At 68.3% G+C, this 25,203-nt stretch carries 21 protein-coding genes and 1 pseudogene; 11 read left to right on the forward strand and 11 right to left on the reverse strand.

Translation table 11 applies throughout. The annotated features are described in order from the left end of the window. Nucleotides 1–256: 256 nt before the first annotated feature. The 4 genes and pseudogenes from AORI_RS84540 to fxsT form a co-directional block, all read left to right on the forward strand. Nucleotides 257–340: pseudogene (locus AORI_RS84540) on the forward strand (hypothetical protein); the annotation flags it as partial. 232 nt (nt 341–572) lie between these two features. Next, on the forward strand, nt 573–1,352 hold the full coding sequence (locus AORI_RS84155; RefSeq protein WP_228688314.1) for a VMAP-C domain-containing protein: 780 nt from the start codon (nt 573–575) through the stop codon (nt 1,350–1,352). 13 nt (nt 1,353–1,365) lie between these two features. After that, a complete protein-coding gene (locus AORI_RS48160; RefSeq protein WP_016331825.1) occupies nt 1,366–2,448 on the forward strand; it encodes an AAA family ATPase in 1,083 nt (360 codons plus the stop codon). Nucleotide 2,449: 1 nt separating this feature from the next. After that, nucleotides 2,450–6,799 carry an FxSxx-COOH system tetratricopeptide repeat protein gene (fxsT, locus tag AORI_RS48165; RefSeq protein ID WP_016331826.1) on the forward strand — a complete coding sequence of 1,450 codons (4,350 nt, stop codon included), beginning with the start codon at nt 2,450–2,452 and terminating at the stop codon, nt 6,797–6,799. Nucleotide 6,800: 1 nt separating this feature from the next. On the opposite strand, the gene AORI_RS48170 is transcribed toward fxsT, so the two are convergent. The 3 genes from AORI_RS48170 to AORI_RS48180 are packed head-to-tail and all read right to left on the reverse strand — an operon-like array spanning nt 6,801 to nt 9,590. Then, entirely contained in the window at nt 6,801–8,603 is a 1,803-nt protein-coding gene (locus tag AORI_RS48170; protein ID WP_016331827.1) for an HEXXH motif domain-containing protein, read from the reverse strand. Continuing rightward, nucleotides 8,603–8,818 carry a hypothetical protein gene (locus AORI_RS48175; protein WP_043847938.1) on the reverse strand — a complete coding sequence of 72 codons (216 nt, stop codon included), beginning with the start codon at nt 8,816–8,818 and terminating at the stop codon, nt 8,603–8,605. The genes AORI_RS48170 and AORI_RS48175 overlap by 1 nt, the downstream gene beginning before the upstream one ends. A 58-nt stretch (nt 8,819–8,876) precedes the next feature. Further along, nucleotides 8,877–9,590: a Crp/Fnr family transcriptional regulator gene (locus AORI_RS48180; RefSeq protein ID WP_016331829.1), complete on the reverse strand. Its 714-nt coding sequence runs from the start codon at nt 9,588–9,590 to the stop codon at nt 8,877–8,879. Nucleotides 9,591–9,775: 185 nt separating this feature from the next. Between AORI_RS48180 and AORI_RS48185 the strand changes: the two genes are divergently transcribed. Together AORI_RS48185 and AORI_RS48190 are read left to right on the forward strand one after the other, a co-directional pair. Next, entirely contained in the window at nt 9,776–10,189 is a 414-nt protein-coding gene (locus AORI_RS48185) for a hypothetical protein (protein WP_043847939.1), read from the forward strand. Between the two features lie 428 nt (nt 10,190–10,617). Next, nucleotides 10,618–13,149, forward strand: a complete 2,532-nt coding sequence (locus tag AORI_RS48190; RefSeq protein ID WP_016331831.1) for a phosphocholine-specific phospholipase C — start codon at nt 10,618–10,620, stop codon at nt 13,147–13,149. A gap of 11 nt (nt 13,150–13,160) precedes the next feature. Here the strand turns inward: AORI_RS48190 and AORI_RS48195 are convergent, their stop codons facing one another. Continuing rightward, nucleotides 13,161–13,667, reverse strand: a complete 507-nt coding sequence (locus AORI_RS48195; RefSeq protein WP_016331832.1) for a MarR family winged helix-turn-helix transcriptional regulator — start codon at nt 13,665–13,667, stop codon at nt 13,161–13,163. 93 nt (nt 13,668–13,760) lie between these two features. Between AORI_RS48195 and AORI_RS48200 the strand changes: the two genes are divergently transcribed. After that, nucleotides 13,761–14,666, forward strand: a complete 906-nt coding sequence (locus tag AORI_RS48200; RefSeq protein ID WP_016331833.1) for an EamA family transporter — start codon at nt 13,761–13,763, stop codon at nt 14,664–14,666. Nucleotides 14,667–14,790: 124 nt separating this feature from the next. On the opposite strand, the gene AORI_RS84160 is transcribed toward AORI_RS48200, so the two are convergent. Further along, the gene (locus tag AORI_RS84160; RefSeq protein WP_228688440.1) at nt 14,791–15,060 is read right to left on the reverse strand and encodes a hypothetical protein; all 270 of its coding nucleotides are present in this window, start codon (nt 15,058–15,060) and stop codon (nt 14,791–14,793) included. A gap of 129 nt (nt 15,061–15,189) precedes the next feature. Between AORI_RS84160 and AORI_RS84170 the strand changes: the two genes are divergently transcribed. Then, nucleotides 15,190–15,609 carry a hypothetical protein gene (locus tag AORI_RS84170; RefSeq protein WP_228688441.1) on the forward strand — a complete coding sequence of 140 codons (420 nt, stop codon included), beginning with the start codon at nt 15,190–15,192 and terminating at the stop codon, nt 15,607–15,609. 52 nt (nt 15,610–15,661) lie between these two features. Here AORI_RS84170 and AORI_RS48210 read toward each other — a convergent pair whose 3' ends face one another. Then, complete coding sequence (locus AORI_RS48210; RefSeq protein ID WP_043848605.1) at nt 15,662–16,879, reverse strand: cytochrome P450; 1,218 nt, start codon at nt 16,877–16,879, stop codon at nt 15,662–15,664. A gap of 133 nt (nt 16,880–17,012) precedes the next feature. Here AORI_RS48210 and AORI_RS48215 point away from each other — a divergent pair, with 133 nt between their 5' ends. Then, complete coding sequence (locus AORI_RS48215; protein ID WP_016331836.1) at nt 17,013–17,945, forward strand: daunorubicin resistance protein DrrA family ABC transporter ATP-binding protein; 933 nt, start codon at nt 17,013–17,015, stop codon at nt 17,943–17,945. Then, entirely contained in the window at nt 17,942–18,685 is a 744-nt protein-coding gene (locus AORI_RS48220; protein WP_016331837.1) for an ABC transporter permease, read from the forward strand. Before AORI_RS48215 ends, AORI_RS48220 begins: the two co-directional genes overlap by 4 nt. Here AORI_RS48220 and AORI_RS48225 read toward each other — a convergent pair. The 3 genes from AORI_RS48225 to AORI_RS48235 form a co-directional block, all read right to left on the reverse strand. Beyond that, nucleotides 18,669–21,794 carry an AfsR/SARP family transcriptional regulator gene (locus AORI_RS48225; protein WP_016331838.1) on the reverse strand — a complete coding sequence of 1,042 codons (3,126 nt, stop codon included), beginning with the start codon at nt 21,792–21,794 and terminating at the stop codon, nt 18,669–18,671. The genes AORI_RS48220 and AORI_RS48225 overlap by 17 nt on opposite strands. A 32-nt stretch (nt 21,795–21,826) precedes the next feature. Then, nucleotides 21,827–22,378 (reverse strand): YbhB/YbcL family Raf kinase inhibitor-like protein, encoded by a 552-nt coding sequence (locus AORI_RS48230; RefSeq protein ID WP_016331839.1) that lies wholly within the window; start codon nt 22,376–22,378, stop codon nt 21,827–21,829. 256 nt (nt 22,379–22,634) lie between these two features. After that, nucleotides 22,635–23,309, reverse strand: a complete 675-nt coding sequence (locus AORI_RS48235; RefSeq protein ID WP_016331840.1) for a GbsR/MarR family transcriptional regulator — start codon at nt 23,307–23,309, stop codon at nt 22,635–22,637. 121 nt (nt 23,310–23,430) lie between these two features. On the opposite strand from AORI_RS48235, the gene AORI_RS48240 reads away from it, so the two are divergent. Further along, entirely contained in the window at nt 23,431–24,246 is an 816-nt protein-coding gene (locus tag AORI_RS48240) for an oxidoreductase (RefSeq protein ID WP_016331841.1), read from the forward strand. Nucleotide 24,247: 1 nt separating this feature from the next. On the opposite strand, the gene AORI_RS48245 is transcribed toward AORI_RS48240, so the two are convergent. Both AORI_RS48245 and AORI_RS48250 read right to left on the reverse strand, forming a co-directional pair. Next, complete coding sequence (locus AORI_RS48245; RefSeq protein ID WP_016331842.1) at nt 24,248–24,490, reverse strand: hypothetical protein; 243 nt, start codon at nt 24,488–24,490, stop codon at nt 24,248–24,250. Nucleotides 24,491–24,531: 41 nt separating this feature from the next. Further along, a complete protein-coding gene (locus AORI_RS48250) occupies nt 24,532–25,149 on the reverse strand; it encodes a TetR/AcrR family transcriptional regulator (protein WP_016331843.1) in 618 nt (205 codons plus the stop codon). Nucleotides 25,150–25,203: the final 54 nt, after the last annotated feature.

Here is a 25,203-nt window from a genome sequence, read left to right on the forward strand (position 1 = left end):
CGCCTTCATCTCTTCGGAGCGTTTTTTCGCGGACGTCATCGAGAAGGACCCGGGCTTGTTGCCCGAGTTGTACACTCCGCTACCTGTTTCGGTGAAGACATTCACCGGAATGGCTTATTTACGGCTGCACGGGGAAGTCATCGCGGATTCGGCCGTGGTGCGCGCCGAGGATCTCTTCCCCGCCGACCTGGCGGGCCCCGTTCTGGAGTTGATCCCTCGCAAGGATCTGGTGGGCCTGTGCCGTCATCTGACCGGAATGCGAATCCCCAATCCGGCGGTCATGGTGAGCCGTGCGCTCGGGCCCGCGGTCCCGCCGCCCCGGCTGGACGGCATCACCGACGCCTGGGAGATCTTCCAGCTGCTCACCGACTTCAACGCGGGACCGGACGGGCATCCCGCCCGCGTTGACCTTTCTCGGGCTGCTGGCCGAAAACGCCGGCGGCAAGCCGAATCCGATGATCGAGGGCTGGCTGGCGAACCAGGCCAGGTCGCTGCGGCTCGCCCCGGCGCTCGGGAATCAGCGGCTGACCAGGCCGCCCATTCCGGATCGTCCGCACCTGCATTTGCTGATCATGCTCGAACCGGTTTCCGCGGATCCGACGCGGTGCACGCTCGCCTTCTGGCGGCAGGACGATCCGGAGGTCTGGCCGCCGTCGCTCGGCGGTGTCCGCGAAATCGGAATCGAAGAGGTCGAGCTCAGGGTCGATGACGTCATCCTGGAGACCGAGGGTGTCTGGTCCGGTCAGAGCATGTCCGCGTCGGTGGAATTCCTCCTGCCGAGGACGTTGATCAATTTGCCGGTTCAGCGATGGGCGAAGGAACACGACACCGGTCAGCCTCAGCCGTTGCGCTACGGGTACCGTCTCGGAATACGGTCTTTGGAGAGGATGCGGGCGAGGCATTGGCATCGCGCATGGCACGTTCGCTGGGATTCGATGGTGAAGGACCCCGCCGCCGACCGGCTGCACTATTCCGGTCGCCCGGAGGTCGAGGATCACCCGATCGACGCAATACTGAGCGACGAACATTGGGTCGGTCTGGTATTGGCGAAACCCCCGTCGCCCCAAGCGAAACCCGACGGTGCGCCGGACGAACTGACGAGCGCGCTCCGCAGTGGCCTGCCGGTCGTGCTGTGGCATCCGGACGCGGAGCCGGAGACCCTGCGCGAGTTGCTCGACTGGGTATTGGCCGCGGAGAGCGGTTTCAACGAACTTCCGGATCGCCGCAAACTGGCGAATTCCGGTATGGCGGTACCGTTCAAGAATTCTCTGGCTCACGATCTGGTGGTAATGTGGGACGACCCCAAACGTGTGATCGTTCTGGACCAGCCGTTGATCCCGACTCGACTGTAAGGGGATGCCGCGGATGAGCGGGAACGATCAGGACGCGGCCGTGGACGGCCGGACTCCTCGGCTCGACGCACCCGATTGGTGGATCTACCGGGGCACCGGTATGCCGATTCACGACATCGACCTCGCGCAGCTTCTGCCCGCCCCGCCACCGTGGCGGTCTTATCGCGGTGACCCGCCACCGGAGAACGACGTACCGCCGCCGGACGACGGCGAGGTGGAACGTCGTCTCGGCACCGCGTTCACGCTTTCGGAGCAGAACGCCGACGCGGGCGAGCTGAACATGGTCAACGCCGCCCTGTACTTGCGGCGTCCGTTGCTGGTCACGGGAAACCCGGGAACGGGGAAATCGAGCCTCGCGTACCGGATCGCCAGGGAACTGGGCCTGGGCAGGGTGCTGCGCTGGGCGATCACCAGTCATACCGCGCTGAGTTCCGGGCTGTACGGCTACGACGCGATCGGCCGGGTCCAGGCGGCCGCGACCAGCCAGGCCCAGCGCGGCGGCGAGGCCGAAGAACCCCCGATCGGTGATTTCGTCCGGCTGGGCCCGCTGGGTACCGCCTTCCTGCCCAGCAGGCTGCCGCGCGTCCTGCTGATCGACGAGCTCGACAAATCCGAGGCGGATCTGCCCAACGATCTGCTTTCGATCTTCGAGGACGGCGAATTCTCCATCGAGGAATTGACGCGCGTGCGCAACCGGCATCCCGAAGTTACGGTGCACACCGCCGACCCGCAGCGCACCGCCGTGGTCCGCGACGGCCGGATCGCCTGCCACGCCTTCCCGATCGTCATCATGACCAGCAACGGGGAACGGGAATTCCCGCCCGCGTTCCTGCGCCGCTGCCTGCAGTTGCGGATCGAGAACCCGGACGAGGAGCAGCTCGCCGCGATCGTGGCCGGTCATCTGGTCAGTGAAAACGGAGAACACCGGGACAGGCTCATCCGGGAATTCGCCGAACGGAGCAAGGCGGAAGGCGGGCTCCCCACCGACAGGCTGCTCGACGCCGTCTATCTCGCGACGTCGGGCGCGTACCAGCCGGATCAGGAGGCATGGCCGCGGCTGGTGGACGCTCTGTGGCAACGACTGACGGTGCGGTGACATGGAGGGGCCGGGCGGTGTGTCCGACTCGCGTTCCGCCCCGGTGGCGGAGCGGTTCGGATTCGAGGACCTGAACTGGACCGACGTCGCCGACATCGTGTGGCTGGCCGCGGTCATCTCCCCACGGCGGGCCGACGGCGCATCGGCGCCGCCCGAGGAGCCCGAACGGACGCACCAAGACGTGCGGATCCGCAACGCGCCTTCCGAACGCGGGGAAAGACCGGAACTTCCCGAACCGAAGCCGTCCCGGCTCGTCGACGCCCCACTGGAGGAGGACGACGGTCAGGTCGTCGCGATCGAGGCCATACCCGGCGAGCTGCCGGAACCCGCGGTGGACGGCGACGGGCCCGGGGGAGCGGTACTCCTCGAATCGCTGGAGTACTTCCGTGCGCTGAGAAGCCTGAAACGGGAGATGGCTTCGCGGCGACACAACAATGTGGTCCTGGACGAAGTGGCGACCGCCGTCCGGGTCGCGGAGACCGGACGGTGGTGGCCGGTCACCCGATCGAGAAAAGAGCGCTGGCTGGACCTGACGCTCGTCCTCGACAACGGTCCGTCGATGGCCTTGTGGCGCCCCAGGGTGTCCGCGTTCGTCGAATTGCTCGGACAGGTGGGTGCTTTCCGCACCATTCAGGTCCGCCTGTTGGAAACCGCCAAGGACACCGAAGAGGATCTCGTTCTTCGTGGTGGCACGCCCGGCGCGCCCGCCCGGGATCCGGACGAGATCGTGGATTCGTCGGGGCGGCGTGTGGTGTTGCTGCTGACCGACGGTGTGGGTGACGCCTGGCAGAAGAAGGACGCCCTCTATCCGATCCTGGCGCGGTGGGGCAGGAAGATGCCGGTGAGTATCGTGCACCTGCTCCCGCAATGGCTGTGGGGCCGGTGCGGTATGAGTCCGCACAAAGCGCGGTTGAGAGTGCCGAACGCGGTGGCGCCCAACGGCCGCTGGAAATACGACCTGGCGGACGCGTGGCTCGAACCCGGCTCGAAAGTGCCGGACCATCTCGTCCCGGTGCCGGTCCTCGAACTGCGGCCGAGGTCGCTGGGCTGGTGGGCCGGACTGATGACCGGCGAAAACGACGACACCGTGGAAGGAACCGTCGTACTCGCCTCGGAACGGATTTCCCAGTCCGATTTCGATGACCCGCCGGTAACTTTGTCACCCGCCGAAAGAGTGCAGCGATTTCGCAGTGTTGCGTCGCCGCCGGCGCTACGCTTGGCGCAGTTGCTCGCGGCGGTACCGGTCCGTCTCGACGTGGCGAAGCTGGTGGGACAGGAATTCGTTCCGGAAGCGGGCCCGGAACACCTCCTCGAACTTTTGCTTTCGGGGATGATGTACGCTCCCGCACTCAGGGAGGGCGAGTCCACTTGGGACACAGACGGGGTCTTCGCTTTTCCCGAGGCAGTCCGGGAACTGCTGCTCAGCGGCGCGCGCCGGTCGGAAACGGCCAAGGTCGTCCGAGTGGCCGCCACCCATTTCGGTGACCGGATCCGGTTGATCGGCCACCTCCGAGACGCCATCGCCGACCCGAACAACACACCGGACCCAGACCTCACCCGCGAGTCCCCGGCCGATGTGGAGCTGGAAACCGCGCTCATGCGCGCCCTTTCCGGGCCGTACCTGTCCCGGGCCGACCGGCTGCGGAACGCGGCGGCAAGCCAAATCCTCCCAACGCACCTATCTGAATCAAAGACTGAGAGCTCGATGATGCCTGAGACGGCCGAACGTCCACCTGCCTCGACGCCTGTGACACAGGGACGCTCGTCTTATCTCACTGAGCCCGAAGCGAACGAGCCGACCACCCGGATCGTGCATCCCTCGGCGTCGGAAACCTCCCGGAGCTTCCCCACGCGCCAGCCCGACGACCCGCCGCTCGTCTTCGGCAACGTCCCCCCGAGGAACCCCAACTTCACCGGTCGCGACGAATTGCTCGACCAGCTCACGAAGCGGTTGAGCAGTGGTACCACCGCCGTGCTTCCTTCGGCGCTGCACGGTCTCGGTGGTATCGGCAAGACGCAGATGGCCGCCGAGTACATCTACCGGCATCTCCAGGATTACGACCTCGTCTGGTGGATCGACGCCGCGCACACCACCCAGATCCGAGCCGGTCTCACCGAACTCGCCGGAATCCTCGGCCTGCACGGCGCGTCCGAAGCCAGTGTCGCGGTGCCCGCGGTCATCGAGGCACTCCGGACCGGCCGCCCCTTCCGCCGCTGGCTCCTGGTCTTCGACGCCGCGGAAAGCCCGGAGACCGTGCTGCCGTTCTTCCCGCGCAACGGTCCCGGCGAAATCCTGATCACCTCGCGGAACTCCGACTGGGCGGGTATCGCGCGCCCGCTGGAACTCGCGGTGTTCAAACGAGAGGAAAGCGTCGAGCTGCTCGGCCGCCGCGGCCCGGAGATCGACCCGGCCGACGCCGACCAGCTCGCCGAGAAGCTCGGCGATCTGCCCTTGGCCGTGGAGCAGGCGGCGGCCTGGCGTGCGGTGACCGGGATGCCGGTGCAGGAATATCTGCGCCTGTTCGACGAGTCGGTCGAGGAAATCCTCGACACCGCTTCGGCGCCCGACAACGAGGTATCCGTCGCCGCCGCGTGGAACGTTTCGTTCGAGGAACTGAAGACCCGCAACCCGGCGGCGCACCAGATCCTGCACATCTGCGCCTTCTTCTCCCCGGAACCGATCTCGCGTGACCTGCTGACCGGGGTCAACCGGGTGTCGATCTCGCCCGAGCTCGACGCCGCGCTCCGTGACCCGATCAAGCTGGCGCGCGCCATCCGTGACATCAACCGTTATGGCCTCGCCAAGATCGACCACGGGAACAACACCCTTCAGCTGCACCGGCTGGTGCAGCTGGTGCTGCGCAACCGGGTCATGGCCCGGCAGGTGCACGCGCGGATGCAGCACGGTGCCCACCAGCTGCTCGCCGCGCTGGACCCCAACGACCCCGAGTCCAGCAGGCACTGGTCGCGCTACCGCGAACTGCTGCCGCACGCCTACGCGGCGAACGTCCTGGACTGCGACAACGACTGGCCGCGTCAGCTCTACATCAACCTGATGCGCTACCTGTTCGAGTACGGCGATCACGAAGAAGCGGCACGGCTCGGTCTCGAAGCGCGCAAACGCTTCACCGACGTCCTCGGCCCCACACATCCGCAGACTCTCGAAGTCTCGTCCAGGCTCGGGCTCTACCTGTGGGCGATCGGCCGGTACTCCGAAGCCGCGGAACTCAACCAGCGCACTCTCGCGCTGCGTTTGCAGATCTCCAGTGAGGAGAACGAGGAGACCTTCGCGCTCCAGCGGAACATCACGATCGATCTCCGGGCGCAGGGTGATTTCGCCGCGGCGACCAAGCTGAGCGAAGAGATCTATCACAAGGCCAAGCGGATGTTCGGTGAAGACGACCCGGAGACGCTCTACGCCGCGTATCAGCATGCGATCAGCCTGCGGTTGGCCGGTGCCTACCGGGAGGCCTTGGAACTGGATCAGGACACCCTCCGGCGGCGGATCGAGGTTCTCGGCCGCGATCACGTTCGCACCTTCAGCGTCAACAGTTCGGTGATCGTCGACCTGCGCGAAGCGGGCGAATACGGCCAGGCCCGGATTCAGCAGGAGAGGCTGACGGAGAATTTCGTCGCCCGCTTCGGCGGGGAGCAGCTGGACGCGACCGTCAACTCGTTCCTGCTTTCGGTGACCAGGCGGAAGGACGGCGATCACCCCGGAGCGCTCAGCTTGTCCACGGAGGCCCTCAAGAGGTTCCGGCTCGCTTATGGCGACGACCATGGCACGACGATGGCCACGGCTCTCGCGCATTCGATCGATCTTCGCCACTCGGGTGATCTGGCCGCGGCGAAGAAGCTCGGTGAGGGCACCTTCGAGCGGTACCGCGGCGGTCTCGGCGAACATCATCCGCACACCCTCGCGGCCAACGTCAACCTCGCGGTGACGTTGCGCCTGATGGGCGACCCCGCGGCCGCCCGCGTCCTCGACGAGCGTGCCCTCGAGCAGTTCCGCGCCACCATCGGCCCGGACCATCCCTATGCCATCACCGCCGCGATCAACCTGGCGAGTGACCTGGCCGCGGTGGGTGAACTCGACCGCGTGGTCGAGCTGGGACGAGACGCGATCGAGCGTGGCACACAGGTGCTCGGCGAGGATCACCCCACGGTCCTGGCGGCGTCGTTCAACCTCGGATTGGATCTGGCCGCGCTGGGTCGGACGGAGGAGGCCGCACCGTTCCGCGACCCGATCCTGGCGCGGTACCGCCGGATCTTGGGCGAGGCCCACCCGGGAACGCAGGCCGCCGGTCGCGGTGCCCGGGCCAACTGCGACATCGACCCGATCCTGATGTGAGTCAGGCCGGCACGAGCTGCCCGATCCAGGAGGCGAGTTCCTCCACGGTCGGCGGCCGTGTGCCGGATCGCAAGGACCGATGCACCGCGCGGACCAGTTCGGGACAGTGCAGCAGGGCACGGGCGGCAGGGTGGAGGCCTCGGGCGGAGAGCGCGAGGCCCAGCCCGACCAAGGACTTCGGCCGGTCCGGATCCGCGGCGAGTTCCCGCCGGTAGCCCTCGGCGGCTTCGAGGTGATCACCCGCGCTGTAAGCGAAATCCGCTTCGGTGGCGCCGGGTACCGTCAGCGGTCGCCCCGCGCCGCCGAGCGAGAGCCGGATGAGGTCCGTCCTGGCCGGGGACCAGGCTCCGTCCGGTACCGGGGTCGGGGGAAGGCTTGTCGCGTCGACACTCGCGGGAGGCCTCGATCTTCCGCTGAGCCACGCCGCCGCGAGTTCGGCGACCACGGACGGGTCCGGACGCAGGTGCCGGGCCCGCCAACCCGCGCGGTGATCGCGACGGGCGGCAGTGGCAAGCTCACTCGCCTCCGCCGAGACGGGCTCGCTCTGCCACGGCCCGAGGCGTTCGGCGACGCCGTCGAGAAAGCGTCGGCCGGCGTCGGTCAGTGTCGAGTCCACGCGCAGCACTCGCAGGGTGTGCCACGTCTGCTCACGCCAGTAGGCGAATTCGAAGCCGGAGCGCCGGGGATTCGTCCCGGCCCTGGCCAAGGCGCGCCAGAAGGCGGTGACGCCGAAGAAGGCGTAGACCCCTTGCAGAGCGCCACTGAGGGGGCGTGGATCATCCCGCCAGGCCACATAGATCCGCTCTCGGGGGTCCGGCTCGTACAACTCGACGAGATGCAGCAGGCCGCCGAGCACGATGTGCTGGAATTCGTGGATCAGGGTTTCGGCGAGCGACGCTCCGTCCGTGGGCAGCCCGACGACCGCGCTGCCGAACGCTTCCCCGGTCGACGCGCTCGGATTCCGGAAGAGCACCTGGGGTTTCGGAACCAAGGACGCCAATCCCACCGGCATGATGCGGGCGAGACCGGGCAGATGGGTGGCGACCAGACGGCAGGCCTCGTCGATCACCCGTTGCCAATCGGCCAGATCCTTGCCCGGTAGCCGTTCCGGCGGGATCGGTTCGTAGAGTCCGCGATAGGGGTCGAGGTCGTCGAGCCACAACGAGAACCGTTGCGCGCCGACCTGGCTTCGCACCCGTCGGATTCCCCACCAACCCGGGGCGTCGACGTCGGGTGCGTCCGGCAGGTGAACCGTCGTGTCGACGTTCGACACGGAGTACCGGCCGTTCACGCCACGCACGACTACCGAAGAAAACGTTTCGGTGTCCGGAAATCGGGCCATCCCGAGGGAAGGGAGCATGGCGTTGCCGTGCCACGCCGGGATGACGGTCTCGAAGTCGAGCTCCGCCCGGATCGCCGCGGCCGCCGCGATCGCGTGCGCGTGTCCCAGGTGCATCCACAACGGACCGATACCGTCGATTCCGTTGCGGAGCAAGCGAGTCGTGTAGCCGGCCCAGCTTCCGGTATACGGATTGGTGAGCATCCGGTTCACCGAACGGGGTGCTCGTGCCTCGGCACGGGCGAGGAGTTCCCAAGCGGAATCCAGCGGCGGTAACGGGCCTGAATGATCCGGTGTCTTCGCGGCTTCGGTCAGCAAGGCGTGGATCAATAGTTTGCGACGGCTTCGTTCGGCTCGTCGCAGCCGCCGCGCCATGTCCTCGTCACCGTCGAGACGCGCGAGCGCGTCGAAGTCCCGCCATGACAACCGGTGGAACGCGGGACGCGACCCGGCCGATGGCGGCATCAGTCGATCCGTTCGCCATTCCCGACGCTGCCGCTTCTGTAGCGTGCTCGGACGAGGGTGGTGCGTTCGACGACCTGGCGCGCCGAATGGCGGAAGGCTTCGCCGTCCAGCTCCCGTAACGCGGTGAAGGAGACCGCGTCGAGATCGAGCAACGCCGATTCGATGTCCGGTTCCGTGTCTGCCGAGAAAGAACTCATCGTGCCGATTCCCTCCACCCGTGAAACGGTTGCGAGAGTTGAACCTCGCTCAGGATAGCCGAGATTTCGCGCCGGATCAGGCCTCGGCGGCCGGTGGTGGCCGTCCGGCCGCCAATTCCCGTAGTGCGCGAGGGCTGGTGATGGTGACGCGCTGACGGGCGGTGCGCACCACGCCCAGTCGCCGGAGTTCGTCGAGGCCACGGATCAGGGTGCTGCGCGAGACGCGTGCGAAGCCCGCCAATTCTCCTTGGTTGAAGCGGAGATCGATCTGTTTCCCGGCCGTCCAGTCGACGGCGTGCTGCAACGCGAGTTCCAGGAGAACGGCGGCGAGGCGTTGCGGGAAATCCGGGCCGCCGGATTCGAGACGCAGCCGGTCGGATTGCTGCAGGCGGATCGCCGCGGTACGGAAGATTTCCTCGGCGATACGCGGCTGGTCGCGTAATACGCCGAGGAATTTGTCCCTCGGCACGACGAGGGTGTGCACCTCGTCGATCGCCGACATCGTGGCGGAACGGGGGAGTCCACTGATCGGGGCCAGTTCGCCGACGATTTCCGCGGGACCGCGCGCGGCGAGCGGGGCGTCCTCGCCGCGGTAGTTGGTGGCGCTGATCTTCACCCAGCCGTGCAGGACGACGAACATACTGGTGGGCGGACTGCCCTGGAGGGCGAGGATCTGGCCGGGGCGCCACACTTTCAGGTGGCCGGCGCGCCGGAGGGCGGACTGTTCGGCCGGGGTCAGCCGCCGCCAGGTGCCAAGACTCCCGTTTTCAGCCGCGGGGGAACCGGTCATCGTGGCCCTCCGGTTCCCCGGGAACCGGATCGGTGCTGTGTTCCATATGACGCATCAGCCACTCCCCCGACTCGTCAGCATGGTCAGTGGGCAGAACGACCCGGAAGTTTCGAACCGCGACCGGTAATTGTGCCAGGCACGGGGTGACTTCACCAGGCCTCGGGCCGGCGACGGGGGAGGGTGTCATGCGCAGTGCGGAAAGTGTCATGGGACGGCCGAAGGATCACCGCAACGTGCCGGTCGGGCAGAACCCGCGGACGCCCAAGGCGTTCGGCCGAAGACCGGCGTTCTTCGCGCCGCACCCGCCGCTGATGTCCGGCGGGTGGTATCAGGGCGACGATCACGAGGTCGTCGGTCCCGGCCGGTATCCGGTTCCCCGGCCGCCCGCCAAATCGGCGAAGGCCGCGTTGCTGTGGGCACTGTTCCTGGGCCCGTTGGGCCTTTGTTACGTGTCACCCGTCGGTGGGCTGATCGCGACGGCGGTCTCGGTCACGGCGATCACCTTCGGCGGCGTCGCGCTGGTGGCGGTGATCTGGCCGGTCGTCGTGGTGCTTTCCCTGGCTGCCTTGTCCGGGCGTCCGGACGACGACAGGAGATGACGTCCGGCCGGTTTCCGGCCGGATGACCGCGGTGGGGGACGCTCAAGGGGGGCGGCCCCCACCGCGGTTCCCTCGTGAGTGCGTAGCACCGCACTCGCGTGATTGAAGGCGCAACTCGCGTGATCAGGGGCGAAACACTCGAGTGCGGCCTTCAGTCACGCGAGTTACGTGCCTGATCACGCGAGTCACGCCTCCGCTCACGGACTTCCGACCGGTAGGTATCCAGGACACGGTTGGCTCCGACCGTCCTCGCCGCTCACGAGGGTCGTGACCCTCCGAAAGTCGCGTCATCTTGCTCCGATCATGCAGCCCCTGGGCCGAACCCTTGAACCGATCAGGCACCTATGTTTCTATCTGCTCGATAGTCCGATCAAAGATGCAGTTTCGAACACGATCGAACGGGTTCAACGCAATTCCTGGAGGGCTCCGTGCGCCGTCGTACCCTGCTGAAAGCCGCTGGTGCGGCTTCCGCCTTCACCTTGCTCCCGGCGAGCGTCCGGCAGGCGCTCGCCGCCGAGGCGCCGACGGGCGGGCTCGACGTCATCGAGCATGTCGTGGTGTTCATGCAGGAGAACCGGTCGTTCGACCACTATCTCGGGACCTTGCGCGGCGTACGGGGTTTCAACGATCCGGCCGCGATCAAACTACCGTCGGGAGCTTCGGTCTTCCAGCAACCCGACGGCACGGGCACTCTGCTCCCGTACGCGATCGACGATCAGTTCATGGCCGACGTCGACCACAGCTGGTCCGGCGGGCACCGGGCGTGGAACAAGGGGCGTCACGACGCGTGGCGTGCGGCCAAGGGGGTCCGGTCGCTGACCTATCACACCCGTTCGGCACTGCGGTTCTACCACGAGCTGGCCGACGCGTTCACCGTCTGCGATGCCTACCACTGCTCGGAACTGGGCCCCACCAACCCGAATCGGCTCTACCTGTTCACCGGCAAACTCGGCTACGAGCCGGACGGCACGACCCGGGCGATCGGCAACGACGCCTGGCAGAACCCGGGGCACACCGGCTACACGTGGAAGACCTACGCCGAGCGGCTCCAGGCCGCCGGCCGCAGTTGGCGCGTTTATCAGGAATGGGACAATTACGGCGACAACTCGCTGGACTATTTCAGCAGCTTCCTCGCCGTCGGCACCAAGGCACTGTCGAAGGTGAAGGACTCCGCGGGCAAAGCCTTTCCGAAGCTGGAGTACTTCTACTACGCCCTCGATTCGGCCTCGGCCGCCGAGCGCACCCGGCTGCTCGACGGACTGGCGGCCGGTGTGGCGACCCTGACCGCGTCCGAACGCGCGTTGTACGACCGCGGACTGGCGCGGGTCGCGCCGAAGCAATTGCTGAGTGCTTTCAAGGGCGATGTCGACGCGGGCAGGCTGCCGTCGGTGTCGTGGATCGTCGCGCCGGAATCCCAGACCGAACATCCGGCGTGGGGCCCGAACACCGGGGCCGATCTGGTGAAGTCGATCCTCGACACGATCGCGTCCGAACCCGAGGTGTGGAACAAGACGTTGTTCCTGCTGACCTACGACGAGGACGGCGGTTTCTTCGACCACATGCCGCCGCCCGCGCCGCCGGCCTCCGACGACGAGGGCAAGAGTTCCGTCGCCACGACCGACGAATTCGTCTCCGGTGAGCCGATCGGGCTGGGCATACGGGTGCCGATGTTCGTGATCTCGCCGTGGAGCCGGGGCGGGAAGGTGTGTTCGGAGGTCTTCGACCACACTTCCGTGCTGCGCTTCCTCGAACAGTGGAGCGGTGTCGCCGAGCCGAACATCTCGCCGTGGCGGCGCACCGTCTGCGGTGACCTGACTTCGGCGCTGGACACGACGTCGCCGAGCGCGAGCTATCCGGTGCTGACCAAACCGGTGCCGACGAGCGGGCCGTGGAACACCCAGCCGCAGCCGCCGTCCGTGCAGAAGCTTCCCGTCGCGGAGACCGGGGTACGCGCCGCGCGCCCGTTGCCCTACCAGCTGGCGGCTTCAGGGCGGGTGACGGCCGAAAGGTTTTGGATCGACTTCGCCAATACCGGAACGGCGGGCGCTCATTTCTCCGTGTACGCCAACGCATACCGGACCGACGGGCCGTGGCGCTACACCGTCGGCGGGAACGCGACGCTTTCCGATTACTGGCAGGCCGGTTCCCCGGGCGGCGCGTACGACCTCACCGCGCACGGCCCCAACGGGTTCCTGCGCCGGTTCGCCGGCAACCGGATCACCGCGACCACCGGCGGCAAGCCGAATCCGGAAGTCGTGCTGTGGCCGGGTTCCGGCGTCGTGTACCTGAAGATGACCAACGCCGGCGCCGCCTGCGAACTGACCGTGCGGACCGGGAACCGGGGCGGTGGGCCATGGACGTACACGGTCGCCCAGGGCGCGACGGTCGAGGACTGGTTCAGCACCGAAGGCGGCATGGGCGGCTGGTACGACCTGACCGTTCAGGGGCCGGATGGCTTCCTTCGCCGCTTCGCGGGCCATGTCGAGTCGGGCGCCGAGACCATCAGCGACCCGGTCATGGGCTCCGGGCCGCTCACCGCCACCGTCCGCTCGGCCGACAGCCAGGAGACCGTGGGGGAGAACGGCGCCGCCGCGAACGCCGTCGACGGGAATCCCGCCACTCACTGGCACACCAAGTGGTCCGGTGGGGAAGACCCGCTGCCGCACGAACTGCAACTCGATCTGGGTGCCGCCCGCACGGTGACGGGTTTGGCCTACTTGCCGCGCCAGGACGGTTCCGACCACGGGCGCGTCGGTGGCTACGAAGTCCATTTGAGTGCGGACGGCTCGGCCTGGGGGAGTCCCGTCGCCGCGGGTACCTTCGCGGACGATGCCGCCCGGAAGACCCTGCGGTTCTGGCCGACCAGGGCGCGGTATGTGCGGTTCCGCGCCCTCACCGAAGCGGGCGGACGCGGGCCGTGGACGTCGGCGGCGGAGGTCACCCCGCTCGGCTGGACGTGACGCGCCCGGGGTCACTCCAGTGAAGTGTCGCCGAAGTGCTCGAGCAGCAGGCGCAGGCCGCCGATCAGTTCCGCCCACTGCGCCGGTTTCAGGTCGGGCAGGAGGTCCGCTTCGTTCTCCAGGTGGAGCACGAAGACCTCGTCCACGACCTGGCGTCCCTTGCCGGTCAGCCGGATCTTGACCGAGCGGCGGTCGTCGCTGTCGCGCACCCGCTCGACCAGGCCTTTCGCCTCCATGCGGTCGATGCGGTTCGTGATCGCCCCGGACGTCACCATCGCGGCCTTGAGCAGCGCGCCGGGCGTCAGGCCGTCGGCTTCCCCGGAGCGGCGGAGTGTGGTGAGCACGTCGAACTCCCACGACTCCAGGTCGTGCTTGGCGTTGAACTCCTTGAGCTTCCGGTCGAGGATCCGGGAAAGCCGCTGAACGCGACCGATCACCTCGGCGGGCCAGAGCTTGTCTTCGAGGTCCGGCCGCTCGTGCCGCCAAAGCGCGATCACCGCGTCCACCGCGTCGGCCATGACGCCCTCCAATCATCTCAACATTAAGAGACTTGACATTGACAGAAGTCGCTGGTGTTATCTCAACGTTGAGATTATCAGTGAGGAGACATCATGGCGATCATCGCCGAGCGGCCCGTCGCCCCGGCGGAACCGGCGGCCGCGAAACCGACGCTGCGTGACACCGGGCCGGCCGCGCTGGCCCCGGCCAGCTGGGGCACCGTCTACGTCGTCACCGCGACCCTGCTGCCCCCGGACCGGCCCTTGCTGGCCGCCGCGCTGCGGGCGCTCCCGGCCGGGCTGCTCCTGCTGGCACTGACCCGGCGGCTTCCGCACGGGTCGTGGTGGTGGAAGACGACGGTGCTCGGGATGCTCAACTTCGGCGCCTTCCTGCCGTTGATCTTCTTCGCCGCGTACCGCCTTCCCGGCGGGGTCGCCGCGACCCTCGGCGCCCTGCAACCCCTGCTGGTGGCGCTGCTCGCGCTCCCGATGCTCCGCGTCCGGACCCCGGCGCCGATCCTGCTCGCCGCGACCGCCGGCGCCGGTGGGGTCGCGCTGCTGACCCTCACCTCGGAAGCCCGGCTCGACCCGCTCGGACTGGCCGCCATGCTCGTCGCCGTCGGGCTGATGGCCGTTTCCCTGATCCTGACCAAGAAATGGGGCCGCCCCGGGCATCCGCTGGCGATGACCGGCTGGCAGCTGACCCTCGGCGGCATCGTCCTCGCTCCGGCGACGCTGCTGTTCGAAGGCCTCCCGAGCTCGCTGACGACGGCGAACGTCATCGGCTACGGCTACATCGGCGTCGTCACCACCGCGCTGGCCTATCCGCTGTGGTTCTGCGGCATCGACCGGCTCGCCCCGGCGTCGGTCTCCCTGCTGACGCTGACCAACCCCCTGGTCGCCACCGCGGCGGGATTCCTGGTGCTCGGCCAGACCCTCACCGGCTGGCAGCTCACCGGATTCGCCGTCGCGCTCACCGCGTTGACGCTCAGCCAGACCCTCGCCCGCCCCAAGAACTGAAGGGGGAGGCGGATTTCCTTGCACGGCCCGGTAATTACCCGAAGGTATAGCCGCGCTGCTCCACGCTGGTACGAAAAGGACGCGATCGCGAACGCAGCGAAGTCTTTTCGTGCCCGATCGTGCACTATCGGCCGGTGAATCGCGCATTCCAGACTGGGAGTCCGGCGGAAATCCAGGAGGAATCATGACCGAGACCGTGACCACCCACAGCTTCGAAGCCGTTGAAGGAGAAGAAGGACAGAAACTCCCGGTTCCCGACGACGCGAAGCGTGGCCGGTTCAAACTGCGAGGCGGGCAAGGAGGACACGGAAACGCGGATTCCGGCGGTCCCGGTCACGGGGCTGAAGTCGAGGCTACGGTGCCGGTCAAAGGCGGCGAGATACTGATAGTCCATGTCGGGAAACAGGCCGGGAGATCCGGCGGTTTCGGATTCACCATCGGCGGAAGAGGCGGCTCCGGGGAAACCGACTCGGGTCGCAACGGCGGTGGCGGAGGTGGATCCAGCGCGGTCTGCCGTGGTTCCGTGCCCTTGATCGTGGCGGGCGGCGGAGGCGGGGCCGGCGGCGGCTCGCTGGTGGCAGGCGGTGGCGACGGCGGCGCGGGTGACGCGAAACCGCACAACGGCGGCAAAGGCGAACGCGGCACGCTCGGCGTCGGCGGCGACGGCGGAACCGGGGGAACCGCGAAAACCGGCAAGGGTGACAACGGCCAGGGAGCGCCGGGAGCGTCGACCGCCGGTGGCGGCGGTGGCGGCGGCGCGGGATACGCGGTGAAGGGCGGCGGCGGAGGCGGAGGTGGCAAATCGGGCACCAACGACTCGGCCGGCGGCGGCGGTGGGGCCGGAGCTTCCTACGTCGTCGCGGGTTCGGTCGACGCGTCGATCCGCAAGACCGGCGCGAAGGGACACGGAAAAGTCGAAGTGCTGGAGTGGCTCAAGAATTGACCACGAGAGCGGCCCTCCCCACCAGGCAGGGGAGGGCCGCGGTGCCCGGAACCTATTTCGTCCAGGTGACCGGAAGCGCGTGCACGCCGTAGATGTTCATGTCCGTCTTGAGCCTGACCTCGTCGGCCGGAACGGCGAGCGCGAGCGTCGGGAACCGGCGCAGCAGCCCCTCGAAACCCGCGCGCATCTCGATCCGCGCCAGCTGCTGGCCGAGGCACTGGTGGATGCCGTGCCCGAAGGACAGCAGACCGCGGGCGTTGCGGTGCAGGTCCAAGGCGTCGGGGTTCTCGAACCGCCGCGGGTCACGGTTGGCGGCCAGCAGAGAGACGATCACGGTCGACCCTGCGGGGATGGTTTCGCCACCGAGCTCCAGGTCTTCCGTGGCGTAGCGGAAGAAGATGTCGGCGACGGACAGGTAGCGAAGCAGCTCTTCGACGGCGCCGGGGAGCAGCGCCGCGTCGGCGCGCAGTTCGGCCAGTTGCTCCGGGTGCTCCAGGAGCGCGAAAGTGCCCAGCGCCAGCATGTTCGCGGTGGTTTCGTGGCCCGCGAACAGCAACAGGAACGCGGCGCCCGCCAGCTCCTCGATGGTGAGGTCTTCGTGGCGGCCGAGGTCGGACAGGATGTCGTCCTCGGGCGTCTCGCGTTTGCGGGTGACCAGTTCGGTGAGGAACGTGTTCATCCCGATGAAAGCGGCCATCTTCTCCTCCAGCGTCTGGTCCCTGACCATGAGCTGCGCGGAGTCGGCCTGGAAGCTCTCCCGGTCCTCGTAGGGGACGCCGAGCAGTTCGCAGATCACCAGCGACGGCACCGGCAGCGCGAACTCCTTGACCAGGTCGATCGGCGGAGTCAGCTTCGCCATCGCGTCCAGTTGCCGCTCGGTGACCTCGACGATGTGCTCTTCGAGCTGCTTCATCCGCTTCACGGTGAAGGCGCCGGTGAGCCGCTTCCGCAGCCGGCCGTGATCCGGTGGATCCATGGCGACGAACATGCCCGGCGTCGGCGGGGACGGCTCGGTCTGGACCGGCATCCCCGGCGTCTCGTACGGCACGTGCAGGATGCCGATGTCCTGGCGCGAGCTGAAGCGGGTGTCGGCCATCATCTGCCGGACCTCGTCGTAGCCGGTGACGAGCCAGCCCTCGTGACCGTCGGGGAAGAGCATGGGACTCACCGGGCGGGCCTCGCGCAGCCGGGTGATCTCGCGGGGCGGGTCGAAGGGCCCCGCGTCGCGCTCCATCGGGAGGCCCTGCGGGACGGGAACCGTCTGAGTCATCGCTTCGCCTTTCGTGGTGGTTGTGACGGCCACTCTCCCCGCGAGGCCTGACATCCGGCTGACACGGCGCTGACACCACCCGTGTCAGCGGCGTGGCGGGGCCGTGTCAGCGCGGCCGCACAGAGTGGTGCCCATGAACGACACAGCGATCGCGGTCTCCGGACTGCGCAAGACCTTCGGCGACAAGGTCGTGCTCGACGGTATAGACCTCGAAGTCCAGGCGGGCACCATCTTCTCCCTGCTCGGCCCGAACGGGGCGGGGAAGACCACGACGGTGAACCTGCTGACCACCCTGATGAAGGCCGACGGCGGGACCGCGAAGGTCGCGGGCCACGACCTCGTGACCGAGGCCAAGGCGGTGCGCGCGGCGATCGGCGTCACCGGCCAGTTCGCGGCGGTCGACGAACTGCTGACCGGCCAGGAGAACCTCCAGCTGATGGTGGACCTGAGCCGCGGCACCGCGGGCAAGAACGTCGTGTCCGAGCTGCTGGAACGCTTCGACCTGGTGGAATCGGCGCGCAAGCCGGCGTCGACCTACTCCGGCGGCATGCGGCGGAAGCTGGATCTGGCGATGACCCTCGTCGGCGATCCGCGGATCATCTTCCTCGACGAGCCCACCACGGGCCTGGACCCGCGCAGCCGCCGCACGATGTGGTCGATCATCCGCGAGCTGGTGGCCGGCGGCGTGACCGTCTTCCTCACCACCCAGTACCTCGAAGAGGCGGACCAGCTCGCCGACCGGATCGCGGTCCTCGACCAGGGCCGCCTGGTCGCACAGGGCACGCCCGCCGAGCTCAAGCGCCGGATGCCCGGCACGCACGTGCGGCTCCACTTCACCACCGTCGCCGAACTCGACGCGGCGGCGCGGATCTTCCCCGGCGCCACCCGCGACGACGAGGAGCTCGACCTGCGGATCCCCAGCGACGCCGGGACGAAATCCCTGCGCTCGCTGCTCGACCGGCTCGACGAGTACTCCATCGCCGCCGAAGAGTTCTCCGTCCACACCCCTGATCTCGATGACGTTTTCCTCGCCCTGACCGGCCACGACACGGAGGCAGCCCGATGAACACCCCCTCGACGGTGATGTTGCGCCGTAACTTCAAACACCTCGTCCGCAACCCGACCTCGGTGTTCAACGCGATCCTGATGCCGGTCGTGATGATGCTGATGTTCGTCTACGTCTTCGGGGACGCGTTCAGCGTCGGCGTCGACTACATCGACTACGCGACACCGGGATTGATGCTGCTGGCCGTCTGCTACGGCCTCGGCGCCACCGCGACCGCGGTGAACTCAGACATGACCAAGGGCATCATCAACCGGTTCAAGGTCATGGACGTCTCCCGCGGCGCCGTGCTGACCGGGCACGTCATCGCCAGCGTGCTCACCAACCTGGTCGCCATCGCGGCGCTCACCGGGGTGGCCTTCCTGCTCGGCTTCTCCCCGGCGGCCGGTTTCCTCGACTGGCTGGGCGTGGTCGGCATCGTCGTCCTGCTCGGTTTCGCGGCGGCCTGGCTCACGGTCGCGCTGGGTCTGGCGGCGAAATCCCCGGAAACCGCGGGAATGGCCTCGGTGCCGCTGGTCATGCTGCCGTTCTTCAGCAGCGCGATCGTGCCCGCCGAGAAGATGGGACCGGGGCTCCGGGAGTTCGCGGAGTACCAGCCCTTCACGCCGATCATCGAGACCTTGCGCGGGCTTCTCAACGGGGCACCGGCCGCGGGCGACGTGCTCCCGGCCCTCGGCTGGTGCGCCGGGATCGCGCTCGCCGGATACCTGTGGGCGTCCTCGACGTTCAAGAAGCGAGCGTGACCTCGGCCAGCTGTTTCCAGTCCGTCGCAGCGCCTTCTCGCGCCGCCTCCGCGAACTTCGCTTCGCCGAGGCGGCGCAGCACTGTGGTCTCGATGCGGGTGACGTCCGGACGGGACCGGTCCGGCAGCCCGCGCAGTTCGTCCGCCGCCCCGAGCAGCCGCGCGGCCTGCTCGGGATCGTCCTGGCGCAGGGCCAGATCGGCGATCCCGACGAGCACGTGGGCGATCAAGGGCTGGAAGTGCACCTCATGCGCCGCCTGGTAGGCCGATCGCCGGTGTTCACGGGACCGGTCGAGGTCGTCGGTGAAGTAGCCGCGAAGGTCGTGGGTGACGGCGCGGACGTGTCCCAATCCCGCTTCGTCGCCCATCACGGTCGTCGCGAAGTCGAGTTGCTTCGCCGCTTCCTCGGTTTCGCCACGCCAGTGGAGGAGTTCCGCCTGCGAGAGGGCGAACATCCCCAGTGCGCCCGGCCAGGTGACCTGCTCGGCGCGTCGTTCCGCATCGGCCGCGGCGGCCGCGCTGGCCTCCTCGTCGCCCATCAGCCAGAACAGCTGTGCCTGCCGCGACCGCAGCCGGATCAGGTCCTCGACGGAGCCGACCTCGGTCACCACCGTGACCGCCTGTTCGTAGTACTCGCACGCGGTGGCGAACTCGCCGCGCGTGGCGATCCGGTCCGCCAGTTCGGTCAGGGCGAACGAGATCCCGAACCGTTCGCCGATGGCCCGGAACTCGGCGAGCGCTCCCTCGAGGTACTCGTCCGCCTCCCGGCCGGGATGGCCGAGCGAGGCCCGCATCTTGCCGAGGTGCAGCCTGCCCAGCGCGCGGACCCAAGGGTTTTCGTCCGACAGCACCGGTTCCCAAGCGGACAGCGCGTCGTCACCGGCCAGCATGCGTTCCAGCGGGACGACGAGGCCCAGCAGCGGATGCTTCTTCTCGGTGCGTGTGCCCAGCCGGTACGACTCGTGGATCCACTTCGCCGCGGTGTGTTCGTCGGCGAAACCGGAGCTCACGAAGAGCGAGACCAGCCCGTACACGACGGCCGCGATCTCTTCCGGCACCTCACCCGGCGTCTTGACGGCCGCGCTGACCAGCTCCATGCCTTCCGTGCGGTGCCCGCTGAGCCACCAGTACCAGCCACAGGCCGCCGCGAGCCGCATCGCTTCCGGTGCTTCGCCCGCCGTGAGGGCGCCGCGCATCGCGGCGGTGATGTTGTCGTGCTCGGCGTTGAGCTTGGCGAGCCACTCCAGCTGCTCGGCCTGGCGGAGCATCGGCTCGGCGGCCTCGGCGAGATCGGTGAAATACGCGAGATGCGCGTGGCGCGCCAGCAGTGTTCCGTCCGCTTCGGCGAGCCGTTGCGCGGCGTACTCCTTGATCGTGCCGAGCATCCGGTAACGCGGCGCTTCGTCGCCCGCGGAGACCAGCAGCGACTTCTCGGTCAGCGTGGTGAGCAGTTCGAGGACTTCGTACTCCTCGACGGCTTCGCTCACGCAGACGCGCTCGGCCGCTTCCAGGCTCGCCCCGCCCGAGAACACCGAGAGACGGCACAACACCGTCCGCTCGGCCTCGGACAGCAGCTCCCAGCTCCAGTCGACCATGGCGCGCAACGTCCGGTGGCGGGGCAACGCGGTCCGGCTGCCGCCGGTGAGCAGGCGGAACCGGTCGTCGAGGCGGTTCGCGAGCTGCTCGATCGACATCGTGCGCAGCCTGGCCGCGGCCAGTTCGATCGCCAGCGGCATCCCGTCCAGGATCCGGCACACGTGCGCCATCGTGGCCAGGGTGGTCTTGTCGGCCACGAAATCCTTGCGCACCGCGCTCGCCCGGTCCCGCAGCAACCGGACGGCGGGGGAGGATTCGATCTCGCCGGGGCTCGCGTGCCGGTCCGGGACGGCCAGCGGCACGACGTGCCACAACGTCTCGCCGGTGATGCCGAGCGGCTCCCGGCTCGTCGCCAGTATCCGGAGACGGCGGCATTCCCCGAGCACCCGATGGGCGAAGGCCGCGGCCGCCTCGATCACGTGCTCGCAGTTGTCCAGGATCAGCAGGACTTCCCGGTCGCGGATCGCGGCGACGACCCGCTCGACGGGTTCGGCGTTCGAAGAGTCGCCGAGCAGTGCGTCCCGCATGCCCAGCGCGGCGAGCGTCGCCTGGGCGACGTCGTCATCGGGGCCGATGGCCGCGAGCTCCACCAGCCACGCGCCGTCCGGCAGGTCGCCGAGCACGGTGCGCGCGGCTTCCGTGGCCAGCCGGGTCTTCCCCGAACCACCGGGCCCGATCAGGGTGGTGAGCCGGTGATCGGCGACGAGCTCGCGGACCTTGGCGACGTCGTCGTCCTTCCCGACGTAGCTGGTCAGCTCGGCGCGCACGTTGGTCTTGCGGTTCTCTTCACGCCGTCCCAGCTCGCCCCGCAGCAGCTGGACGTGCACCGCGGACAGCTCCGGCGACGGGTCGACGCCGAGCGCGTCGGCCAGGGCTTCCCGCGTGCGCTGGTACACGAGCAAGGCTTCGGTGTCGCGGCCGGTCGCCGCGAGGGCCCGCATCAGCGCGGCGACGAGCCGCTCGCGCAGCGGGTGCGCGGCCACCAGATCGGTCAGCTCGGTGACCAGGTTCGCGCCGTGGCCGAGGTCGAGTTCCGCGTCGAAGCGGTCCTCCAACGCGGTCAGGCGGAGCCCTTCGAGCCGGGTGACCGCGGCGTCGAACGCGCCGCTGTCCTGCAGGCCGACGTCCTGCATGGCCGCCCCGCGCCACAGGTCGAGCGCCTCGCGCAGCCGCCTCGGCCCGTCGTCGCCGCGGGCCTGCTCGATCAGCCGCTCGAACCGCACGGCGTCGACGTCTTCGGGCGCCACCTTCAGGCGGTAACCGTCGGTCTGTCCCTCGACGACGCCGTCCGGGAGCACCTTCCGCAGCCGGGAAACCAAGCGCTGCAAGGCGTTCGTCGCGTCGGCCGGTGGCTGCTCGCCCCAGATCCAGTCGACGAGCGTCGCTTTCGGGACCACCCGGCCCGGATCGAGCGCAAGGGCGATCAACAGCCCGCGCAGCCGCGCGCCCGGCACGTCGGCGAGCCCGCCGTCGTCCGTGTGCACCTCGAAGGGCCCCAGCATCCCGATCCGCATTGGGCCGATTTTGCCACGGGTGACCAGGGGACTTACGACTCGCCGGTGAGCCTCGCCGAACCGATCGAAGCCGCGGTGATCGCCCTGGCGGCGGCCTGGGTCGACGAACCGGAGTTCAGGCCGGTGAGCGAAGCCCGGTCGAGGGCGTGCACGACGAACTCGTAGGTGTTCACGGTCGAGGGCGAGCACGGGCCCTGGTAGCCGTAGAGGCTGGCGCTGCCGCGGTAGTAGACCTGCCTGGAGCCGGCGGGCACCGGCGGCCGGTAGACGTGCTGGACGTTCTGGGGGAGCGAAGCCGTGGCCGCCGGGATGTCGTAGATGACCCAGTGGATGAGGTTGGCGTTGTCGAGGTCGCGCATGACGATCGCGTAGCTCTTCGCCGCGGCGGGGGCACCCGACCACGCCAGCGGCGGCGACTCGTTCTTCTTGGCCGGATCGTTCCCGCCGCCGCTGGTGCACTCGTGCACCTTGGGCATGAGACCGCCATCGGCGAACGCGGTGCTGGACAGGGTGAACGCGTTTTGTGTCGCCGACGCCACGGGGGAAAGGCAGGCGGCGCCGAGGGCGAACAGGGCGCAGAACACGATTCTCGTTGCTCTCACTGGAGTCTCCCGAGGCCGTTTGTGGTTCTCGTGCGCGGAATTCAGCGTAGGGAGCCCGGAAAGCGGCGGCTAGCGCACTTTTCCGGCCGAACGAGGTGTTTTCCCCGGGCTCAGGCGCGCCTCATGCGTGATTGAACGGCGAACTCGCGTGATTGAACGGCGAACTCGCGTGATTGAACGGCGAACTCGCGTGATCGGGAGGCGAACACACCGGAATTCAAGCGTGGGTGACGCCCCGTCAGCGCGGGCCGGTCCGGCGCCAGTGTTCGGCCGCCTCGCCCATGTCCTCGCGCAGATGCCGGAAGAACCGGCTGGTGGCGTCCAGCCGGGCGCCTGCCGGGCCGTCGAGCAGGGTGGCACCTCGGCGGGTGACCTCCGCCCATCGGGTCATCGCTTCGAGACTCGTCTGCCAGGCGCGGTAGCCGAAGTCGTCGTCGATGACGTATCGCTGCCGCCTGCCTTCACGCTCGCGGGTGATCAGGCCGCGTTGTTCGAGCCAGCCGACGGCCTTGGACACCGACGCGGGGCTGACCTCCAGCCTGGCGACCAGGTCGGCGGCGGTACCGCCTCCGGTGTCCGCGGTGAACAGGCACGCCAGGACCCTGGCCATCATGGCCGGGACGCCGGTCGCGGCCATCGTTTCGGCGAATTCGGTTTCGAAATCGCGTAGCGTTTCCGGGGGCCGCGGGGTGCCGGGCGGCGGGCCGGGTTTGCGGCGGCGCGCCCGCCATCGCGTCGCCTGCTGCGCCTGGTCCGCCCGGTAGCCGTGGGCGCCGCCGTTGCGGGCCACTTCCCGGATCACGGTCGATTTGGGCCGTTCCATCCGGCGGGCGATTTCGGCGTAGGCGAGCCCCGCCGACAGGCCCGCCGCGATCTGCCCGCGCTCGTCGCGGGTCAGGCGGTTTCCGGGCATCCGTCCTCCGGTGCATTCAGTGGCATGGTCATTGCATCGATTCCAGGTTCTGTGTTGCAGGAGCGGGAAAAACAAGCCTACGGTTTCGTCGTAACCGAAAAACTCAGGAGGGGTGCCCGAAATGACGGCCAAGGTATGCCTGGTCACCGGTGCTTCGTCGGGGATCGGCCACGCCACCGCGCTGGACCTCCTGCGCGCCGGGCACATCGTCTACGGCGCCGCGAGGCGCGTGGAGAAGATGGACGATCTCCGCGAGGCGGGCGGCCAGGTGCTGAAGATGGACGCCAGGAACGAGGACGATCTCCGCCAGGCGGTCGGCACCGTTCTCGCAGAACGGCAACGGATCGACGTCCTGGTCAACAACGCGGGGACCGTGCTGCACGGGGCCGTCGAGGACGTGCCGCTCGACAGCGCGCGTGACCAGCTCGAAGTCAATCTGCTCGCGCCGGCGAGGCTCGTGCAGCTCGTCTTGCCTGCCATGCGGGCTCAGCGATCCGGCACGATCGTCAACGTCTCGTCGATCGGCGGCGAGATCGCCTTGCCGTTCGGCGCTTGGTATTACGCGTCGAAGCACGCGCTCGAAGCCTTTTCCGACACGCTTCGGATGGAGGTCGAGCCCTTCGGTATCGACGTCGTCATCATCCAGCCGGGTATCATCAAAACCGAGTTCGAAGACCAGACTTCCGTGCAGCTGCGGGAGAATTCCGGCCGCGGGGCGTATCGGGAAATGGCGGAAGCCATGGCGCGGCACGGGGAAACCGGGCTCAGTGACGGCTCCGACCCGTCCGTGGTCGTGGACGCCATCCGCCGCGCCATCGAGGCCGGGAAGCCGGAGACGCGGTACGCCGTCGGTCACCTCGCCGAGCAGCTCCTGGAGCTCAACAGGACGCTGCCGGATCGCGAATTCGACCAGCTGGCCATGCGCGCGACGAAGTAGCTCAACCGCTCGGCTGTTTCTCGACGACCCTCCGGCGGCGAGTGCGCGCGACACCGATCCACAGCAGGACGGTGACGACGGCGCCCGGCGCCGCGGTCAGGTACACCGGCCAGGCGCGGAAGCCGGACAGCCACAGCATCGTGACCAGGCCGAAGGTGATCAGTGTCCAGATCAGCGCGAGTGCGCCGCCTCGCCGCCGCCACCGGGCGGTGAGGCCGCGCACGCTGTCCCCGAGTCGGCTCACACCGGTGGGTACCCGCTCATCGCCTGGTCAACCCCCGGAAATCAGGCGCGGAGGTAGCCGGTGATCATCGCCACGAGCTCGTTCTCGAGCCGCGTGACGTCGATGGAGCCGGGCGCGGCGATGAGCTGGTGCACGGTCAGCTCCACGGTCGACGCGACGAGCCGGGCCGCGGTCTCCTTGTCCGCCACGCGAACCTCGGGATGACCGTGGAGCAGTTCCCGTAGATCGCCGATCATCTCCCATTCCAGGCGGGTGATCCGTTCCAGCAGTTCGCCGGAGCGGGGCGCCTGCTCGATCATGATCTGCAGCAGCCGCGGATCGTCGAGATGGTTCTCGATCACCGTGTGCACGAAATCCCGGATGATCGTTTCGAGCGGCTCCGGCGACTCCTTGTAGCGGCGCAGCGTCTCGGTCGCCCGGTCGCCGTCGAGGTGGCGGGTCAGCAACTCGGCCAGGATCGCGTCCTTGTTCGGGTAGTACTGATACAGCGAACCGATCGAGATCCGGGCCCGTTCGGCGATCCGGTTCGTCGTCCCCGCGGCGTACCCGTACTCGGCGAAAACGTGAGCAGCCGCGGTGAGGATGCGCTGCCTGGTCAGCTCGGCCCGGACCTGGCGCGGCTGTTTACGTGGCTGAAGCCGTCGTTGCTCCGACGTCATGACACTCCCGGTGAAGCGGCGCGAAAGCGAGTAGCGAGCGGACTGAACAATTAC

The sequence above is a fragment of the Amycolatopsis keratiniphila genome (genome assembly GCF_000400635.2).
Lineage (GTDB): Bacteria > Actinomycetota > Actinomycetes > Mycobacteriales > Pseudonocardiaceae > Amycolatopsis > Amycolatopsis keratiniphila.

What these genes read in the sequence shown, in the direction of transcription:
- AORI_RS84155 (WP_228688314.1), top strand. Translation starts at nt 573, where the DNA reads ATGCTCGAACCGGTTTCCGCGGATCCGACGCGGTGCACGCTCGCCTTC.
- AORI_RS48160 (WP_016331825.1), top strand. Translation starts at nt 1,366, where the DNA reads ATGAGCGGGAACGATCAGGACGCGGCCGTGGACGGCCGGACTCCTCGG.
- fxsT (WP_016331826.1), top strand. Translation starts at nt 2,450, where the DNA reads ATGGAGGGGCCGGGCGGTGTGTCCGACTCGCGTTCCGCCCCGGTGGCG.
- AORI_RS48170 (WP_016331827.1), bottom strand. Translation starts at nt 8,603, where the DNA reads ATGCCGCCATCGGCCGGGTCGCGTCCCGCGTTCCACCGGTTGTCATGG.
- AORI_RS48180 (WP_016331829.1), bottom strand. Translation starts at nt 9,590, where the DNA reads ATGACCGGTTCCCCCGCGGCTGAAAACGGGAGTCTTGGCACCTGGCGG.
- AORI_RS48185 (WP_043847939.1), top strand. Translation starts at nt 9,776, where the DNA reads ATGCGCAGTGCGGAAAGTGTCATGGGACGGCCGAAGGATCACCGCAAC.
- AORI_RS48195 (WP_016331832.1), bottom strand. Translation starts at nt 13,667, where the DNA reads ATGGCCGACGCGGTGGACGCGGTGATCGCGCTTTGGCGGCACGAGCGG.
- AORI_RS48200 (WP_016331833.1), top strand. Translation starts at nt 13,761, where the DNA reads ATGGCGATCATCGCCGAGCGGCCCGTCGCCCCGGCGGAACCGGCGGCC.
- AORI_RS84160 (WP_228688440.1), bottom strand. Translation starts at nt 15,060, where the DNA reads ATGGACTATCAGTATCTCGCCGCCTTTGACCGGCACCGTAGCCTCGAC.
- AORI_RS48210 (WP_043848605.1), bottom strand. Translation starts at nt 16,879, where the DNA reads ATGACTCAGACGGTTCCCGTCCCGCAGGGCCTCCCGATGGAGCGCGAC.
- AORI_RS48215 (WP_016331836.1), top strand. Translation starts at nt 17,013, where the DNA reads ATGAACGACACAGCGATCGCGGTCTCCGGACTGCGCAAGACCTTCGGC.
- AORI_RS48220 (WP_016331837.1), top strand. Translation starts at nt 17,942, where the DNA reads ATGAACACCCCCTCGACGGTGATGTTGCGCCGTAACTTCAAACACCTC.
- AORI_RS48225 (WP_016331838.1), bottom strand. Translation starts at nt 21,794, where the DNA reads ATGCGGATCGGGATGCTGGGGCCCTTCGAGGTGCACACGGACGACGGC.
- AORI_RS48235 (WP_016331840.1), bottom strand. Translation starts at nt 23,309, where the DNA reads ATGCCCGGAAACCGCCTGACCCGCGACGAGCGCGGGCAGATCGCGGCG.
- AORI_RS48240 (WP_016331841.1), top strand. Translation starts at nt 23,431, where the DNA reads ATGACGGCCAAGGTATGCCTGGTCACCGGTGCTTCGTCGGGGATCGGC.
- AORI_RS48250 (WP_016331843.1), bottom strand. Translation starts at nt 25,149, where the DNA reads ATGACGTCGGAGCAACGACGGCTTCAGCCACGTAAACAGCCGCGCCAG.